Annotated in this window: 14 protein-coding genes, 1 tRNA gene and 3 pseudogenes; 7 read left to right on the top strand and 11 right to left on the bottom strand. The window is 57.6% G+C overall.

All coding sequences use genetic code 11. The features are described 5' to 3' along the window. Positions 1-119: 119 nt before the first annotated feature. Positions 120-419 (bottom strand): annotated as a pseudogene (locus tag BT125_RS03180) (helix-turn-helix domain-containing protein); the annotation flags it as partial. Between BT125_RS03180 and BT125_RS03185 the strand changes: the two are divergent. Continuing rightward, positions 406-699, top strand: a pseudogene (locus BT125_RS03185) (ABC transporter permease); the annotation flags it as partial. The pseudogenes BT125_RS03180 and BT125_RS03185 overlap by 14 nt on opposite strands. A gap of 47 nt (positions 700-746) precedes the next feature. On the opposite strand, the gene BT125_RS03190 reads toward BT125_RS03185, so the two are convergent. After that, positions 747-1,586, bottom strand: coding sequence for an IclR family transcriptional regulator (locus tag BT125_RS03190; RefSeq protein WP_072405144.1), 840 nt, complete (start codon positions 1,584-1,586; stop codon positions 747-749). Between the two features lie 240 nt (positions 1,587-1,826). Between BT125_RS03190 and BT125_RS28520 the strand changes: the two genes are divergently transcribed. From BT125_RS28520 to BT125_RS29940, 5 genes and pseudogenes are all read left to right on the top strand, one after another. Beyond that, positions 1,827-2,165 carry a hypothetical protein gene (locus tag BT125_RS28520; RefSeq protein WP_139271669.1) on the top strand — a complete coding sequence of 113 codons (339 nt, stop codon included), beginning with the start codon at positions 1,827-1,829 and terminating at the stop codon, positions 2,163-2,165. A gap of 114 nt (positions 2,166-2,279) precedes the next feature. Continuing rightward, positions 2,280-3,671: an MFS transporter gene (locus BT125_RS03195; RefSeq protein ID WP_072405145.1), complete on the top strand. Its 1,392-nt coding sequence runs from the start codon at positions 2,280-2,282 to the stop codon at positions 3,669-3,671. Positions 3,672-3,795: 124 nt separating this feature from the next. Then, positions 3,796-4,725 (top strand): dihydrodipicolinate synthase family protein, encoded by a 930-nt coding sequence (locus tag BT125_RS03200; RefSeq protein WP_072405146.1) that lies wholly within the window; start codon positions 3,796-3,798, stop codon positions 4,723-4,725. 213 nt (positions 4,726-4,938) lie between these two features. Further along, positions 4,939-6,180, top strand: a complete 1,242-nt coding sequence (locus BT125_RS03205; RefSeq protein WP_072405383.1) for an OprD family porin — start codon at positions 4,939-4,941, stop codon at positions 6,178-6,180. A gap of 83 nt (positions 6,181-6,263) precedes the next feature. After that, a pseudogene (locus tag BT125_RS29940) lies at positions 6,264-6,449 on the top strand (M10 family metallopeptidase C-terminal domain-containing protein); the annotation flags it as partial. Positions 6,450-6,479: 30 nt separating this feature from the next. On the opposite strand, the gene BT125_RS03215 reads toward BT125_RS29940, so the two are convergent. The 8 genes from BT125_RS03215 to BT125_RS03255 all read right to left on the bottom strand — a co-directional run bounded on the left by BT125_RS03215 (position 6,480) and on the right by BT125_RS03255 (position 12,942). Further along, entirely contained in the window at positions 6,480-6,935 is a 456-nt protein-coding gene (locus BT125_RS03215) for a hypothetical protein (protein ID WP_072405147.1), read from the bottom strand. Between the two features lie 195 nt (positions 6,936-7,130). Beyond that, a complete protein-coding gene (locus BT125_RS03220) occupies positions 7,131-7,568 on the bottom strand; it encodes a GIY-YIG nuclease family protein (protein ID WP_072405148.1) in 438 nt (145 codons plus the stop codon). Between the two features lie 844 nt (positions 7,569-8,412). Next, positions 8,413-8,488, bottom strand: a tRNA-Gly gene (locus BT125_RS03230). A gap of 63 nt (positions 8,489-8,551) precedes the next feature. Beyond that, complete coding sequence (gene pgsA / locus BT125_RS03235) at positions 8,552-9,112, bottom strand: CDP-diacylglycerol--glycerol-3-phosphate 3-phosphatidyltransferase (protein WP_018608070.1); 561 nt, start codon at positions 9,110-9,112, stop codon at positions 8,552-8,554. Positions 9,113-9,144: 32 nt separating this feature from the next. Then, positions 9,145-10,968 carry an excinuclease ABC subunit UvrC gene (gene uvrC, locus BT125_RS03240; protein WP_072405384.1) on the bottom strand — a complete coding sequence of 608 codons (1,824 nt, stop codon included), beginning with the start codon at positions 10,966-10,968 and terminating at the stop codon, positions 9,145-9,147. Between the two features lies 1 nt (position 10,969). Then, positions 10,970-11,611 carry a response regulator transcription factor GacA gene (gene uvrY / locus BT125_RS03245; protein ID WP_003182764.1) on the bottom strand — a complete coding sequence of 214 codons (642 nt, stop codon included), beginning with the start codon at positions 11,609-11,611 and terminating at the stop codon, positions 10,970-10,972. 127 nt (positions 11,612-11,738) lie between these two features. Continuing rightward, positions 11,739-12,173 (bottom strand): GNAT family N-acetyltransferase, encoded by a 435-nt coding sequence (locus BT125_RS03250; protein ID WP_072405150.1) that lies wholly within the window; start codon positions 12,171-12,173, stop codon positions 11,739-11,741. Positions 12,174-12,180: 7 nt separating this feature from the next. Continuing rightward, a complete protein-coding gene (locus BT125_RS03255) occupies positions 12,181-12,942 on the bottom strand; it encodes a carbon-nitrogen hydrolase family protein (RefSeq protein WP_072405151.1) in 762 nt (253 codons plus the stop codon). Positions 12,943-13,556: 614 nt separating this feature from the next. Here BT125_RS03255 and BT125_RS03260 point away from each other — a divergent pair. Next, positions 13,557-14,627, top strand: a complete 1,071-nt coding sequence (locus BT125_RS03260) for a 3-deoxy-7-phosphoheptulonate synthase (RefSeq protein WP_072405152.1) — start codon at positions 13,557-13,559, stop codon at positions 14,625-14,627. 159 nt (positions 14,628-14,786) lie between these two features. Here the strand turns inward: BT125_RS03260 and BT125_RS03265 are convergent, their stop codons facing one another. Beyond that, positions 14,787-15,848 (bottom strand): hypothetical protein, encoded by a 1,062-nt coding sequence (locus BT125_RS03265; protein WP_072405153.1) that lies wholly within the window; start codon positions 15,846-15,848, stop codon positions 14,787-14,789. Positions 15,849-16,120 lie beyond the last annotated feature (272 nt).

Below are 16,120 nucleotides of genomic sequence, written 5' to 3' on the forward strand. Positions count from 1 at the left end.
ATGCCTGCGCGCAACACATCTTGTGCAGTGACACGGACGTCGCATGGGGCGGACGTCGTTGCGAAGGGGATTAAGCTCTGTCGCTTCAGTAGCGTTCGCCGACGACGTCAGGTCATCACTCAGTATCCGATCAGCCTGTAAGACGAAGGGCCCGGAGGGCATTCTCCTCCGGGCCTTTTCATTTTTCCCGTGCGCTTGATGTCTCTCGAGGGAGGCGCTCCGAAGCGCCGGGCATATTCGCGGCTGAATTGGGCGACGCTTTCATAGCCGACTCGCAACGCAGCGGTGTTCACGTCTATCCGCTCGGTCAACATCAGGGTACGCGCGGCTTGCAGTCGTAGCGATTTTTGATACTGAATGGGGCAGGTGCCTGTCAGCTTGCGAAAGCGGTGATGCAGCGTGGAGCTGGCCATGCCGGCCGCGAGCATGGGCGCAACGCCATGGATGACGGTACGCAAGGTCACCCTGCCACTGATCTCGCCAGGGCTGGTGTCGGGCGGCTTGTTCGCGTCAGCCACCTCACTGGATGAAGTGGTGGTGACACTGTTTCTCGCCGGCCCCGATCAACGTACCCTGCCCCGCGAAATGTTCACCACCGCCCGCGAAGCCTTGAGCCCGGTGCTGCCGTCGGCCACCACCATCATGGTGTTGTTCGCCACGTTGCTGCTGTTGTCGCGCTCGGTGACTCGACGCTCCTAACCCCGGCTACAGGCGCCGGTAGGTGGATGTGTTCTCGTTTGTCGTGATCAAAGGCTGGAGTTCACGCTTCCGCTGGCCTGGAGCGCTCGACCGATATTCTTCGCTGCTGCCATCGTCAATGACAGCGCTCGGCGTTCGAGCTCTTCAATGGAGCATCGCACTGCTGGCGCTGCGATACTGATTGCCCCAACAGGGTAGCCGTCGATATCCAGCACCGGAACGGCCAGGATTCGAAGCCCTTCGGCGAACAGCGAATCCGTAATCAAGTAGCCGTCCTTTCGAATTTGCTCCAATACCTCGGAAAGCGGCTTGGCGAGCGTCTTGCTAATGAAGGGCGTGGCTGAAGAATGCGCCTCGATACGCGCCACTTCTTGCTCGGACAGAAATGCCAGGATCGATTGACCAATCGCTGTCTGACAAGCCGGGACGGTCGTCCCGATACGAATATCCACCCCAAGCCGCGTAATGCCCGCCCTTACACGCTCCAGATACAGCACGTCTGCGCCCTGCAGAACGGCGAAACTGGCCGCTTCACTGGTTTCGCTGACGAGCCCCCTCAACACAGGACGGACCAGACTGCGCAGGTCTGTGTGGGCAATTGCATGAAAGCCCAAATTGAGGATCTTGAGTGTTAAGGAAAATCGCTTGCTTTCAGGTATTCGTGAGACGTACCCGAGATCTACCAGCGTATTCAGCATGCGGTAGGTGGTACCCGGATCGAGATCGGCCTTTTCAGCGATCTGGCTCAATGTGAGCTCATCGCTTTCCGCAGTGAAGGCTTCCAGAACGCGGAATCCCTTGGCCAGTGACTGAACAGTGCTGCGTTGATTTTTATCTTCGTCAGCGGCGTTCGAGGTTTGGTTTTTTACTGGGATGCGTGGAGCCATGCTCGATTTCTACCTGATGTGATTTTGTTTTTCGGAATGCGAAAAAAATATCAAAGGAGAATAGCACTCGAAGGTGGTTTGTCCCACCTCGGATTCAGGCTGCCTGAAGGAAGGCATGAAAAAACAATAATGACGAACGAGCCCCAAAAAAAGGTTGGGCTCTGAAGAACAGTGGTGGTACTGTATTTGAAAAGAAGAAAAAATTTTCGCAATCCGAAAAATAAAAAGGTGCGAATAGAAATGAAACTCACTGTTCAGCAATATGCCCGCTCCGCCGGTGCCAGATTCCATGATCAAGGCACTCGTGTTGAAGCCGGTCTCTCTGTGATCCGCTCATGGGGGGCGCCCGTTGCGATAGGTTCGTATCCTCGGCCGACTCTCATTTGCGCTCAATTCAACAACGCGGCCACCGTTGATGAAGCGCGTTACTTCGATCATGCCGATATTGTGCACTGGGAGCTTTTAACGCCCCCCTCAAGTCACCCTTTCAATTCATCATTTAAAGAACTTTCCTGCCATTTCCACTGCCGGCGTGATTTCGTCTATCAAGTGGGCGTTTCCGAAAAACTGGTGATCTAGTAATAAACATCGGGCTGGCGCTGTCCAGCTCAAACGGCTACGCCATTGCACTGTGTTCCTCACTGCGAGCTTCGTTCGCCCCGAATAACGCAAACAATAATAAAAGGAAGAGCCATGTTGATGCAGAAAGTTGAAACTGAGCCCTCGCCAGAGAAGATAAATAGCCAGGCGAATATTAGTGCTCGCTTAGAACGGCTTCCCATTACCAGGCAAGTGTTTTGGGCCAGGAACATTATCGGCGCCGCAACATTTTTTGATGGTTACACAGTCATTGCCATCGCCTACGCGATGCCGGTTCTGGCCAAGGAGTGGAATCTTAGCGGCACGCAGATCGGCATGATCCTTTCTGCCGGTTATTTGGGACAGCTGTTCGGTGCTTTGATCTTTGGATGGCTGGCCGAAAGAATCGGTCGCATGAAGGTCCTGACGTTCACCATTTTGCTGTTTGTTTCGATGGACGTGGCCTGCCTGTTTGCGTCTAGCGCCGCGATGATGATCGCTTTCAGGTTCATACAGGGCATCGGTACGGGAGGTGAAGTACCGGTGGCAAGCGCATATATCAATGAGCTGATTGGATCTAAGAAACGAGGGCGATTCTTTCTTTTGTATGAAGTCATGTTTCTGCTGGGCTTGGTAGGGGCCGGGATTATTGGCTACTTCCTCGTACCGATATACGGCTGGAAAGCGATGTTCGCAGTCGGCCTGGTCCCTGCGATACTGTTGATCCCGCTTCGTTTCTTCCTGTTTGAATCGCCGCGCTGGCTGGCGTCCAAGGGTCGTCTGGACGAGGCTGACCGGATTGTCACTCGCCTCGAACACAGCGCTGTTAAAGCCGGCAAGACGCTGCAACCTGCAGTCGAAGTCCCGCAAATGCATGGGATAAATAACAAAGGCGGCTGGAGAGAGCTTTTCAAAGGCATCTATTTCAAGCGCTCACTCGTTATTTGGGCAATGTGGTTTGGCTCCTATATGGTCGCTAACGGGCTTATTACCTGGTTGCCGACACTCTATCGTCAACATTTCCATCTGCCACTCGAAACCAGCCTGGCCTATGGCTTCATAACCTCAGCCGCAGGTGTTGTTGCCGCCGTGATATGTGCGTTGCTGATTGATAAAGTGGGCCGACGTCGCTGGTATATGGGCGCTTTGTTCCTCGCAGCCATACCGCTGGCAATATTGGCAACGACAGGTGCAACTGCGCCGATCAAGATATTGGTACTGGCAGGACTGGGATATGCATTGGTCCAGACAGTGACTTTCTCGCTCTATCTTTATTCGGCGGAACTTTATCCAACTCGTCTAAGAGCCTTAGGTACGGGTGTAGGCAGTGCTTGGCTAAGATTGGGTTCGGCACTGGGACCGATCATTGTAGGCTACACCGTTTCTGGCTTGGGTGTTCAATATGTGTTCGGTATCTTTGCGGTCGTCTTATTGATGACAGCAGTGATCACTGCTTCTTTCGCCATTGAAACCAAAGGCCGAATTCTGGAGGACCTTTCGCCATGATCTTCCACGCTAAATAGTTCAATCGACGGTACCTGACTCAGTAGTAAACCCAGAACACATCAGAGTGTGTTTTGCGCCCGCGCATGCGTTAGTTGCGAAACTTAACTAAACCAGAGGTAATGAAATGAGCACTAAAAACACTATCGACCTTAAAGGCCTCGTTCCTGCTCCTGTCACGCCGTTCACTCGTGATGGTGAGGTTGATTACGCAGCTATTCAGAAACTGGGTGCCTGGCTTGGCAGCTTTGAAGGTGTAAAAGGGCTGGTGGTTCTGGGCCACGCAGGTGAAGGCACCTTCCTGACCCAGGCAGAACAAGGCCGCGTCATCCAGGCTTTCAAGGAGTCGGTAGGCGGTCGTCTGCCCATCATCGCCGGCATCACGGCCGAAGGTACCCATGTTGCCGCTGAAGAGGCCAAGCGCGCCGTCGCCAACGGCGCTGCTGCCGGCCTGGTTTATCCTTCCCACGGCTGGCTGCGTTTCGGTTATCAGAAAGGCGCGGCTCAGGACCGCTATAAAGCGATCTATGAAGAAAGCGGTATGCCATTGATCCTGTTCCAGTACCCAGACGTGACCAAGGCGACCTACGACCTGGAAACTCAACTGGAAATTGCCCAACAGCCTGGCGTGTTTGCCATGAAGAACGGTGTTCGCAACATGCGTCGTTGGGACACCGAAATCCCGGTCATCCGTCGTGAGGTTCCCGATCTGCAAATCCTGACCTGCCATGACGAATACTTGCTGCACACCATGTTTGACGTGGATGGCGCACTGGTCGGCTACGGCAGCCTGACTCCAGAGCCGCTGATCGAACTGATCGCCGCCGGCAAGCGTCGCGACTACCCGGCTGCTCGTGCCATTCACGACAAGCTGCTGCCGGTCACTCGTAATGTCTACCACCGCGGTTCCCACATGGAGGGCACCGTGGCCCTGAAGCATGGCCTGGTTGCCCGTGGCATCCTGGATCATGCCACCGTCCGTTCCCCACTGCTGCCACTGGCCGAGGGTGCCGACAAGGAAATCGCTGACGCGCTGCGCAGCGCTGGCCTGATCTGATCCTGAGCCAAGCCGGCACCGTGCTTTGAAGGGGCCGGCTTTCAGGTGAAGTACATACCAAGGGTTTGTTCATCAGGCCCTTGGCAACACTCGATTCGGATATTTCTCCACCTACGCTCGACGATCCGTTTTCCCGGGACAGCGGCATTCGCCCGCTCGACTCGTGATGACAGCCCGACATTGCCCTTCAATAAAAACAACAGGGGACAGGTCTTGAACATTCACACTAATCGCGCACCTCGTGTGCTTTTCATTTCAGCGCTAGTTTTACCTTTCAATGCATTGGCTCAGGGTTTGGTGGATGACACTACCGCCACTCTGAACTTCAGAAACTTCTTTTTCGAGCGAAATTTCACTGCACCAGATGTTGCGCAAAGCCAGGCTCGTGAGTGGACGCAAGGTTTCATCTTCGACCTCAAATCCGGCTTTACCCAGGGGACTATAGGGTTTGGGGTTGACGTGCTTGGGAAATATGCTGTGAAGCTTGATGGCGGCGCAGGAAGGTATGGCGCGCTGCTGCTGCCAAAGGACGCTGATGGTGATCCCGCGGGAAGTTTCGGGAGACTTGGCGTTGCGGTTAAAGCGAAGCTCTCGAATACGGAAATAAAGGTCGGCGAATGGATGCCCAATTTCCCCATTGTCACCGTGGATGATTTCCGCGCATTGCCACAGACATTTCGCGGTGCCCAGATTGCCTCGCAAGAAATCAAAAACTGGTCTTTTTATGCAGGTGAGTTGAGCAAAACCAGCTTGCGCAACGACTCTTCCATGGAAGACCTTTCGTTTGGATCGGCTCGATCAGACGCCTTCGATTTTCTTGGTGCCGACTACCGTTCTACTTCCAAAAATACAACCGTCAGACTTTGGTCTGGCGAGTTGAAAGACATCTATGAACAGCACTACCTCGGACTGAACCAAAAATGGCCACTGACTGAAAGGGTATCGGTTAACGCCAATCTAGGCTTTTTCTGGGGCAAAGACTCAGGAAGTGCGAAGGCAGGTCAATTGGATAACCGCACCGCTTCAGCTCTGTTGAGCCTCAACATCGCTGAGCATGCGATAAGCCTGGGGCTGCAAAATGTCTCGGGGGAAACCGGTTGGATGCGCATCGGCGGGACTGGCGGTATCTATCTGGCCAACAACACCTTCAATCATGGGTTCGACAACCCCCGTGAACGTTCCTGGCAAGTGCGCTATGACCTCAATTTCGTAGGCTACGGCGTTCCCGGTTTGAGTTTCATGACGCGTTACGTTCATGGTGACAACGTGGAACTGAAAAATGTCGATGATGGTTCAGAGTGGGTACGAGAATCCGAGCTCGGCTATGTGGTTCAAAGCGGAACTCTCAAGTCTTTATCTGTTCGTTGGCGAAATTCCAGCGTTAGGCGAAATTACAATGCCAGTGATTACGATGAAAACCGCTTGATACTCAGCTACCCGTTAAACATTCTCTGAAAGGTAAGTGTCCGCGCATGGCGGAACTCTGACTGGACAGCACTTTCGGCAGCACCCGTTTAAAGGGTTCGTCCGGCAGCGAGGTGTTGAAAGGCTTGGGTACCGATGAAATCCTGCGCGGCCTGGCTGGTGACGATGTGCTGCAAGGCAATCTCGGCTGCGACTTGCTCTGCGGCGGTGCGGGAAACGACGTATTCCGCTATGCCAGCGTGGCAGACAGTTTTCGCACCGCTGAGGACCGCATACTCGATTTCAATCCTGCCGAGGATCGCATCGACCTGTTGTGCGGCGCTGTGTGCTTACCGTATTTGGTACAGCACAGCAGCCCCTGGCTTGGGCTCGAAAGCCGGCACGGTGCGCTGCTCAAGTGGCATGCCCTTGGCGTCCCAAACCAAGGTGTCCGATGGATACTCGTCCTTGCGGGTCATGGCGTCGATCTGCTTGACGATCACCTCCGAACTTGCAGGCACTTCGGGGTTCCATTCGAATACGCCAACTCTGCCGTAGAACACAGCCGGCGCGTTGACATCGAGACGACGATCGGGACACATCACCAAGCCGCGGTCAAGCATAACCCGCAACGCGCCGACAGGCACCGCCTTCACCGTGGGCGTGGTGCGCTCGGTGCTGTGGCCTGGGCAGACATTGGCTGAACGCGTAACCATGTCCTCGACCACTTGACGATCGGATTGAGCCTGCGCCGAAAAGGCAACGGCAGACAAGGCGAGCACGACAAGATTTGACTTCCAGAGCACGCGAAACCTCCTATGGAAAAAAATACTCCAACGTTTCGGACCGCTCCCACGTAAGAACCGTCCGTTGCCAAGGGCACTCTTCAAGACTACCAAGACATTAGTTTGTTCCACTTGCTAATTGATAACCCTAGCTCTGACTGGCCAACGGTCTACCGGAGGTTCCGAGCGACCGAGGCATACACCAGCCTGAAAACTTCAGTCGAGCGGGAGAGCCTTGACCCGTCCTCCAAATCGATAGTCCCCGCTCTTCTCTTTAGGTCTCTCCATATCCCTCGCCTCCTCCCGGGTGTTGGTCAGCGTAATGAGAAAGTGACACCGCTCCTCCAGATAGCGTTGCCGTCCGATTTCGGTCCGCAAGTCATAGCCCAAAACTGGTGGTGAAAAGTAAAGGTGCTTGGCGAGAATTGATTGTTTGCTGATGACGTCAGCCGGGTTGCGCCAGTCGCCTCCCTCCTTGAGTTTCAGGCGAGACTGTTTTGACTGTCGATGCTGTATCAGCCTCTTACGAAGATTACCGCTGATGCCAACCTTCAGGAATTCGCCCTCGTCAGTGATGATCTGATAAAGGCCTGGGGTCGTAGGCACAGCTGTTTCGACATCAGAGAAGCGAATTCCAAGAGCTTGGTGAGTCATGATTTAGATTCTTGAGCAATGGTAGCGACCCCAGCCCGACCTGCCGATAGAGCACCGTTTCATAGAGCTGAATGGAGGATCATGTTGCATGTGTTGGAGAAGCGCACCACCAGGTGCGCTTTCATGCAAGCCCCCAATGCATCCGAGCCCCTTCGCGAGGAGCGCAGAACACTTTGTCATAGCAATCGACGTCTAGCAGGATTGATCGCCTTTGATCCAAGAACGAAGCTTGTCCAACGTAGGCGCCTTGACTCCAATCGTGCTCCAGCCCTTGAGGGTGTATAGCTTTATCTCAGCGATCCCCTCAGGGGCAGGCTCGATAGTGATGATCGCCAAGCTGAGCCTTACGCCTTGGGCCACCATACGTTGGGTGATCCGTCCACTACTGAGCTCTGAGTCGAATTCGCCTTCCGTTGTGACCGGGGTCCCCAGGGGCGAGTGTTCCAAACAGATTCTGCTTGCTTGACGGATGTTACGGTAAGCGGATTGAGCAGTAACGTTCGCCTGGATCGAGCCATCGTAACCGGCTGGATCAGACATCAGATTTGCGGGGGTATTTGTGCATCCTGCCAGCAATAAAAAACCGATACCCCATATAAAATTCAAAACCTTGCTCCCTTTTGTCGACAGAATGAACATGCAAGCAAGGTGATTTAGGTCATTCAGCGTCCTATTCGCACATTCAATCGCATGGCGGTGAGACGTGATGCTGATCTACCCATAAGTTTTTTGCCGTTTGTTATAACACGCTAATGATCAAGCATTTAGCACAGGTATCCAAACGCTGGAGCATTTTCCAGGCACAAAAAAAAGCCACTCATCTGAGTGGCTTTTTTCTGAATCTTGGAGCGGGAAACGAGACTCGAACTCGCGACCCCGACCTTGGCAAGGTCGTGCTCTACCAACTGAGCTATTCCCGCGTCTTGGTGTGGCGCATTCTATAGGTTCAGATTCCGCCGTCAACCCTTTGATTCAAAAAAGTTTTATTTCGGCTCTACATCCGTCCGCAGATGCGGCCAGGCGGCGCGCAGGTATTGAACCATCGACCACAACGTCAGCCCAGCGGAAACCAACAGCAGCGCGTAGCCCAATAGCACCCAGAAGCTGAAATCCGACGGGTTGGCCAGCAGGATCACCAGCGCGAGCATCTGCGCGGCGGTTTTCCATTTGCCGAGGTTCGACACGGCAACCTGGGCGCGGGCGCCCAGCTCGGCCATCCATTCACGGAGCGCCGAGACGACGATTTCGCGACCAATGATCACCGCCGCCGGCAAGGTCAGCCAGAGGTTGCCATGTTCCTGCACCAGCAGCACCAGGGCCACCGCGACCATCAGCTTGTCGGCCACGGGGTCGAGAAAAGCACCGAACGGCGTGCTCTGCTCCAGGCGTCGGGCCAGGTAGCCGTCCAGCCAGTCCGTCGCGGCGGCGAAGGCGAAGACCGAGGCCGAGGCCACGTAGCTCCAGTGGTACGGCAAATAGAACAGCAATATGAAGATCGGGATGAGCAGGACGCGTAGAACGGTAATCAGGTTTGGGATATTCATCGGCACAACTGGCTACGAGGTTGACGGGCATTCTACTCGCTATGCAGGTTTGCATAAATCGACTCTGCGAGCTTTTTACTGATACCGGGTGCTTTGGCTATCTCCTCGATGCTGGCACGAGACAGTTCCTGCAATCCACCAAAATGTTTCAACAAGTCGCGACGGCGCGTCGGGCCGACGCCTGCCACACCCTCAAGTGTAGACGTACGGCGCGTCTTGCCACGGCGGGCACGGTGTCCGGTGATGGCGAAACGGTGGGCTTCGTCGCGAATCTGTTGGATCAGGTGCAGCGCTGGCGAATCGCCCTTGAGGGTGAATTCATGGGCGGCATCGTTCAGGTACAAGGTCTCGAAACCGGCCTTGCGCGTCGCGCCTTTGGCCACGCCGAGCAGGATCAGGTCGGGAACCATCAGCTCATTGAGCACATCGCGGGCCATGGACAACTGGCCTTTGCCGCCGTCCACCAGGAGGATATCTGGCAACTTGCCCTCCCCGTCCTTCAGCTTGCTAAAGCGTCGCATCAACGCCTGATGCATCGCCGCGTAGTCATCGCCGGGCGTGACGCCTTCGATGTTGTAACGGCGGTAGTCGGACTTGATCGGGCCTTCCGGGCCGAACACCACGCAGGAGGCCACGGTCGCCTCGCCGCTTGAGTGGCTGATGTCGTAGCACTCCAGACGCTGCGGCGGCTCATCCAGATTGAGGACATCGGCCAGGGCATCGAACCGCGCCGCCACATGTTGACGGTTGGCCAGGCGCGCGCCCAGGGCCTGTTCGGCGTTGGTCACGGCCAGTTGCTGCCAACGGGCGCGGGTGCCGCGAACGCGGTGGCTGATGGTCAGTTCACGACCGCGGAGCTTGTCGATGGCTTCGATCAGGGCCGGGAAATCTTCATGGACCACGTTGACGATCAACTCGGCAGGCAGGTCCCGTTCCGGACTGCTGATGTAGTACTGGCCCAGGAACGCCGCCATGACCTCGGCCACGTCTTCCTCGATGCCCACTTGGGGGAAGAAGTTCTTGCTGCCCAGCACCCGACCGCCGCGCACGCTGATCAAGTGCACGCAGGCACCGCCCGGGTTGATGAACGCGGCGACCACATCGACATCGCCGCTGCCACCTTCCATGCTTTGCTGGTCCTGCACGCGGCGCAACAGACCGATCTGGTCGCGCAACTCGGCGGCCCGTTCGAATTCCAGGTTGACCGCCGCGTCTTCCATAGCCGCTGACAGCTCGTCGGTCAACGCATTGCTGCGGCCCTCCAGGAACATCACCGAGTGACGCACATCCTCGGCGTAAACCTCGGGCTCGACAAATCCTACACACGGTGCCTTACAACGTTTGATCTGGTACTGCAGGCAGGGTCGGGTGCGGTTCTTGTAGTAGCTGTCTTCACACTGGCGGACGAAGAAGGTCTTCTGCAACAGGCTGAGGCTTTCACGAATCGCCCCGGCGCTGGGATAAGGGCCGAAATACCTGCCCTTGGCCTTCTTGGCCCCCCGATGAATGCTCAGGCGCGGAAACGCCCCGTCGGACAGAAACACGTAGGGGTAGGATTTGTCGTCGCGCAGCAGAATGTTGTACGGCGGGCGCCATTCCTTGATCAGCGTCTGCTCGAGCAGCAGAGCCTCGGTTTCATTGGCGGTGATCGTCGTTTCGATTTGCGCGATGCGCCCCACCAGGGCAGAGGTCTTCGGGGCCAGGCCGGTCTTGCGAAAGTAGCTGGCCAGGCGCTTCTTGAGGTTCTTGGCCTTGCCGACATACAGCAGGCGCGCCTCGCTGTCGAACATGCGGTACACGCCGGGGCGACCGCTGCAGGTGGAGAGGAACGCGCTGGGATCAAACAAATCAGTCATTTCAGGCGCTGGCATCGACCATGCCGTGGCGCACCGCCAACAGTGTCAATTCGACGTCACTGCTGATCGAAAGCTTCTCGAAGATACGGTAACGGTAGGTGTTGACGGTCTTGGGGGACAGGCACAGCTTGTCGGAAATGATCTGTACCTTCTGGCAACCGACAATCATCAGGGCAATCTGGATTTCCCGTTCCGACAGCGCATCGAAAGGCGAATCGTTGGTCGGCTGGAATGACTTGATCGCCAACTGCTGGGCGATTTGCGGGCTGATGTAGCGTTGCCCGGCAAAAACCAGACGAATGGCCTGGACCATTTCGTTCAAGCCAGCGCCCTTGGTGAGGTAGCCCGCCGCGCCCGCTTGCAACAGCCGGGTGGGGAACGGGTCCTCTTCGCAGACAGTTACCGCGACCACCTTGATGTCCGGGTGGCTGCGCAGCAGCTTGCGCGTGGCTTCAAGACCGCCGATGCCAGGCATCTTGACGTCCATCAACACCACGTCGGGTTTCAACTCACGCGCCTTGATCAGCGCCTCCTCACCGGATTCAGCCTGACCAACTACCTGCAGGCCGTCGATGTCAGCCAGCATTCGTGTAATGCCCGTACGGACGAGATCATGGTCATCGACCACTAACACCCTAATCAAGCAGACACCTCACGATTTGGTCTTATTTGGGTTGCACAACACCTTAGCAAAAAAGCATCCCGCAGACCTAGCGCAAAGGGACAGATAAAAGTTACAACGCATCTTTATCGGCACGACATCCAAGGCGTCAAGCACCGACGTCTCGCTGCATCCTCAGGAAACACTCGTCCTCGCCCACGACACGCAGGCCCATGCGTTCGTACAACGCCCTGGCGGGATTGTCCTTGAACACCGTCAAGCGCAGCGCCGGGCGACGTTCCAGCGCCACCATGTCCCAAACCTGTCCGATCGTCCAGGTACCGGCGCCTTGCCCGCGGAACGCCTCGTTTATCTGCAGCTCACGGATATACAACGCCCGGGCATCACGGCTGAGGCTGACAAAGCCCAGCGCCTGGCCTTCACGACTGATTATCCAGTTCTGGCGAATGATCCAAGCCAGGTCGAACGCTTCGTCCTGCCAGAGCAAATCATGCCTGAGGTAATAGGGAAGCATGTTGTCGCAGGTCAACTGCCGGGCGAAGTCGATGTCCCCGTTCGTTGCAGCGCGCCACTCAAAGCTCATGAAGACCTCATTGAAGCACTGTCACCGGCACGACTTGCCCGGCCCAGCCGTTGACGTCGCGACGGGCAATCACCAACAACTCGCCCGCACCCGGCGCCGCCGCGAGCAGTGAACCGTCCGGCCCCCAGATGGCACTGCGGCCAGCCGACTCCCAGCCTCCGGTGGCGCCACCATGATTAGCCATCAGCACGGTCATGGCATGCTGCCGGGCATGACCTTGCAACAACGTCGTATCGGGCATGTAGCCACCCTCGGTGATCAACACCCCTGCTGCATAGAGCGTAGCGCCCTGCCCGGCTGCCGCAGCCGCATGACTGGCGTGGGAAAAATCGGCACACACCGCCAGGGCGATGCGATCCTGCCCCACTGTCAGCATCGAGCCACCATGGCCCGGGGCGAAAGCGACTTCCTCCCCAGGGTGCAGATGCTGCTTGCTGTAGACCCCGAGGGAACCGTTGGCACCGAGGACCAACGCGCCGATCACCACCGGAGCGTCGGCCGACAACCGAATGGGCATGCCCACCACGGCGGTCAGGCCGAGCGCTTGCGCCAGGTCACGCAGCGGTTGCAGTACGGCGTCCTCCGGCAGGATCGCCAGATCCGCCGCCAGGCTGCGTTCGTAGCCGGTGAGCGACAGTTCAGGAAATACCAGCAACTGCACTCCCTGCTTAGCGGCAGCCTCCATGAAACGCTGATGGCACGCGAGGTTGGCGCGAAGATCTCCCGCGACGGAAATCGACTGGGCGGCGGCGAAGACTGGAGCGGTCATGGATCATCCCTGGGAGGCGGTGCAAACCTGAAGTTTGTCATAAAGCCCAGCGGACTCAAGCCAGGGCGAACAATTGCATGCCCTCGATAGAATTTTCTGATTGAACCGCCGCCCTGCCCTCTAGTAAGCTCAGGGCCATTCATCGGAGACAGACCATGTTCAACGCCCTTTCACCGCTTGACACCGCCAGCGCCCCGCGCTCGGTTGCGGCTGCCCGGGCGAACAGCGTTCAAACTCCGGTCAGCTTTTATTTTGGGTATTGGTTTAGCCACTGGCGCGCCTGATACCCAACCGGCGCCCACTTTAAAACGGGTCGCCTTCCAGAGTTTTCCAAACCCCCGGTCGGCCTCCCGACCGGGGGTTTTGTTTTTCCGGCCCCACACATTTGCAGCACCAGACAACTTGAGGATTGAGCCATGAACCACGCCACTTATTACCGTTACGACAGTTTTTCCGCCTGGCGATTTACCAGCCACCGCTCGGGACAGCCTGCCGCCTCCGATCGGTCACCTACCGGTGGCAAGCCTCAATTGCGGGCCCATACGGCCAATTGTCGAACACCCCACTAGGACCGGCGCGGGAACGAACCCGCTGCCCGTCCAGGAAGCCAGATCATGAATTCGTCCGTCTCTGCTTTGCCGCTGTCCACACTCAACCCTGCCAACGAAGCCCTGACCCTGCGTCTGCCGAGCTCGTTGCAACTCAAGCATCAATTGCCGCTCAGCACCGCGTTGAGCCACCAAGTGAGCGCCCATCGCCAGGCCATCCGCGCGATCCTCAACGGCGAAGATGCCCGCCTGCTGGTCATCGTCGGCCCCTGCTCGATCCATGACCCCGAATCCGCCCTCGAATACGCCGCCAACCTGGCTCGCGTGGCCCACGAAGTGAGCGACAGCATGCTGCTGGTCATGCGCGCCTACGTGGAAAAGCCCCGCACGACTGTGGGTTGGAAAGGCCTGGCCTACGATCCCGGCCTGGATGGCAGCGACGACATGGCCGCCGGCCTGACCTTGTCCCGGGAGTTGATGCGCGAAATGCTGCAACTGGGCCTGCCCGTCGCCACCGAACTGTTGCAACCCATGGCCGCCAGTTACTTCGATGACCTGCTCAGTTGGGTCGCCATTGGCGCTCGCACCGCCGAATCGCAGATCCACCGGGAGATGGCCAGCGGGCTGGGCATGCCGGTGGGGTTCAAGAACGGCACGGACGGCGGGGTCGGCATTGCCTGCGACGCCATGCGCTCCGCTGCCCATCCCCATCGGCATTTCGGCGTCGACAGCCAGGGGCATCCGGCGATCATCCAGACCCCAGGCAACCCCGACACCCACCTGGTGCTGCGCGGCGGCCATCGCGGACCAAACTATGACCGCCAGAGCGTCACGCAGATACACAGCGACCTGACCCGCCTCAAAATACCAGCCCGGATCATGGTCGATTGCAGCCACGCCAACAGCGGCAAGGACCCGCTGCGTCAGCCGCAGGTGTTCAATGACGTGCTGGAGCAACGGCTGCAAGGGAATCGCTCCCTGATCGGCATGATGCTCGAAAGCCACCTGTTCGAAGGCTGCCAGCCGCTGGGCCCGTCGATGCGCTACGGCGTCTCGGTCACCGATGGTTGCCTGGGCTGGGCGTCCACCGAGCAGCTGTTGCGCGAGGCTCATCGCCGGTTGCAATTGCCCGCCTGAGGCCCCGAACCCACCTGCCCCTGGAATCAGGGGAAGGCATGGGGCCCTTTGTGGGAGCGAGCATGCTCGCGATGGCGTCAGCTCAGCCAGCCTTGGTGTTGCCTGGCACACTGTCATCGCGAGCAAGCTCGCTCCCACCAGGGTTGCGCGAGACTTCGCTCAGCCTGACGCGCTGGAACGCACCCGAACCGTCACCCATTCGGATCGCTGGCTGACGTCATCCAGGCGCTCGACCTGATAGAACATGCTTACAGACCTGTCGCGCTGGTCCTGCCAGTAACTTGTGGGAATCACAAACATGAGCGGTTTACCTGCCGTGGCCTCGGTGATTTCGCGCTCAAGCACATAAGCGGAGTTGCCATTGCACTGTAACCAGACCAGCTCGCCCGCCTCGAGCCCGGGATCATCAATGACAATCGTCACCCCCTCTTGCAGGTCGTCGACCGCCAGCCAACCGTCGTTCATCTCCCGAATCTGAAGGGCCTTCAGCGCAGGGCGCTGCAACGGGCCGATGTGCAACGACAAGGGCTCAGCCCGACGCACCGAGTGTCCACGCCTGACAACATAGGCCAAGGCCAGGTCGTGTCCCGAATGGGGCGCGATCAGCGAATGATCGATCCAGAGCGATACCTCACGGCCAACCGCATGGGCTTCTATGTCCAGCACATCGCGCCACAGCGCTTTGAAATCCTTGCTGGCCGTCAGGATCAGCCGATCGCCGACGGCCATCCTGGCGTAGGGCCGAATGCTCACCCACGTTCCTTCAGGCACCCGGTTCGGATCGAGGCTGCCCCTCACCGCATCGTTGGCAATGGCAGGCAGCAGTTGCGGCGATGCATCGCCGATCTCCAGTTGCAGGTGTTGCGAAAACAGTGTGGCCGGCAACCGCTTGCCCGTCACCTGGTAGGAGATCTCCAGCGAGCCGCCGTCCAACTCGGCGATATGCGGTTCGCGCACGACGAACACGACGTCTCGCCCCACTTGCCGTTCCGTGACGAACCCGGCCACTTCATGCCGGTAGGGTTCGCCATCGTTGTTGAGGCCGTGCCAACGCAGCACCACCTCATCCCCGCAGGTCATCATGGGATAAGGCTTGACGGTCACCACGGCGTTGCGCCAGGCGGGGTTGATCACCCCGTCCCCGGCCGCTGCCAGGACCGGCGGCGGCAGCCTTGTCGCTGGGGTTGAACGGGATCGTTGAAGCGATGGATAGGTGATCATGTACAGGCTCCAGTCCTTGGATGAAGGCACCGTTTGAATAACGGCGCCGGGCGGAGCCATTAAAACCCGATCGTGCCAAACCCACAGCCAGACAAGACGACAGCGCGAGTGGTCCCTGGCGCTCGAGTCTGTAGCTGCAAACGACAGCAGTTATAGGAGACCTCCTACATCCTCAAGCACCGCCGGGTTACTTCCCACTCTTCCCACTTTTTTTATTCCGGTTTCCCTGGATCAGGGCGGTTTCTTCCTACACCGCACAGGATGAGCCTGCA

This window comes from Pseudomonas sp. NFACC04-2 (assembly GCF_900119265.1).
GTDB classification, from domain to species: domain Bacteria; phylum Pseudomonadota; class Gammaproteobacteria; order Pseudomonadales; family Pseudomonadaceae; genus Aquipseudomonas; species Aquipseudomonas fluorescens_AA.